This window comes from Actinocorallia lasiicapitis (assembly GCF_054778695.1).
Window position 1 is genome coordinate 1 of sequence record NZ_BAAGZI010000661.1, and the last position, 1,795, is coordinate 1,795.

At 67.6% G+C, this 1,795-nt stretch carries 1 protein-coding gene; it reads right to left on the bottom strand.

Features of this window, described 5'->3' with window-relative positions:
* Positions 1-1,212: 1,212 nt before the first annotated feature.
* Positions 1,213-1,587 (bottom strand): hypothetical protein, encoded by a 375-nt coding sequence (locus tag ACYVE7_RS33495; RefSeq protein ID WP_460370519.1) that lies wholly within the window; start codon positions 1,585-1,587, stop codon positions 1,213-1,215.
* Between the last annotated feature and the right edge of the window lie 208 nt (positions 1,588-1,795).

The window sequence follows — 1,795 nt, forward strand, 5'->3', positions numbered from 1 at the left end:
ATGGGCGCCCGTTGACGATCGTCCGACGCCGAGCTCGGGTCGGTTGATCGCCTCGACCTGCGGCGTGTCGCCCGTTCGAGCACTCTCAAACGGTCGACATGCCGCAGTTCGACGCGATCTTGCATCTCGCAGGCCTGGCTTCCGATGGCGATGGGCGCCCGTTGACGATCGTCCGACGCCGAGCTCGGGTCGGTTGATCGCCTCGACCTGCGGCGTGTCGCCCGTTCCAGCACTCCCAAACCGTCAACACGCCACCGTTCGACGCGATCTTGCACCTCGCGAGCCTGGCTCCCCTGGCGACGGCCTCCCGGCGACGGCCATGCGACGTCAACGCCCAGCCGCACCGATCGACGCGATCTCGCCGTCGGCGACGCCACATCCCCGCCGACGCCAGGCGGACCAAGAGCGCTGCCCACCATCACCGCCATCGCCCGAATCCCGCCCACCCAGCTCACGCTCATAAACCCCCTCCCACGGGCGCCCGGTTGGTAGATCGTGTCGAGCTGCGGCGTGTCGCCCGTTCCAGCACTCCCAAACCGTCAACACGCCGCAGCTCGACGCGATCATGCGGCCGGATCCTCGCCGACGTAGGTGGCATTGGCGGGCGCAGGCCGTCATCGCCGTGATCTCATGGCACCGCTCGCCTGCACGCTCATTGACGCCCGTCCCGCGGTCGCCTGGGCGGTAGATCGTGTCGACCTGCGGTGTGTCGACGGTTTGAGTGCTCCTGAACGGGCGACATGCCGCAGTTCGACACGATCTTGTGCCTCGCTGGGTCGGGTCTCGCCGATATCGGGCGGGCGTTGACGGCCGTCTGTGGCGGGGATGTGGGCTGATCGCGTCGAGCTGCGGCGTGTCGCCCGTTCCAGCACTCCCAAACCGTCAACACGCCACCGTTCGACGCGATCATGCGCGTCGTGGGGCCGGGATCCTCCCGACGTAGGTGGCATTGATGGGCTCTGCCCGCCATCGCCGCGATCTCGTGGTGCCGCTCGTCCGCGCGCTCATTGACGTCCGTCCCACGGGCGCCCGGTCGGTAGATCGTGTCGAGTTGTGGCGTGTCGCCTGTTTCGGCGCTCGCAAACGGTCACCCCGCCGCCGTTCGATGCGATCTTGACGCCGCGCCGCGAGACCCTCGCCGAGGTAGGTGGCATCGGTGACGCTGCCCGCCATCGCCGCAATCGTCTTGGGTCCCGATCGCTCGGATCGCGCTCATTGACGTCCGTCCCGCGGGCGCCCGGTCGGTAGATCGTGTCGACCTGCGGTGTGTCGACGGTTTGAGTGCTCCTGAACGGGCGACATGCCGCAGCTCGACGCGATCTCACGCGTCGTGAGGCCGGATCCTCGTCGACGTAGGTGGCATTGGCGGGCGCCGGCCGTCATCGCCGCGATCTCGTGGTGCCGCTCGTCCGCGCGCTCATTGATGCCCGTTTCACGGGCGCGCTCGGTTGGTAGATCGTGTCGAGTTGTGGCGTGTCGCCTGTTTCGGCGCTTGCAAACGGTCAACCTGTCGCCGTTCGACGCGATCTTGACGCCGTGCCGCGGGCCCTCGGCGAGGTAGGTGGCATCGGTGACGCTGCCTGCCATCGCCGCAATCGTCTTGGGTTCCGCTCGCTCGGATCGCGCTCATTGACGTCCGTCTCGTGGGTGCTGGGTCAATTGATCGTCTCGAGCTGCGGCGTGTCGCCCGTTTCGGCACTCCCAAACGGTCAACTTGGCGCAGCTCGACACGATCTTGTGTGTCGTGGGTTGGGGTCTCGGCGGTGTTGGGTGGGCTGTTGGGGGTGGGGTGTGG

Bases quoted from the DNA above. Each gene is read 5' to 3' on its own strand.
- ACYVE7_RS33495 (WP_460370519.1), bottom strand. From the start codon at position 1,587: ATGGCAGGCAGCGTCACCGATGCCACCTACCTCGCCGAGGGCCCGCGG.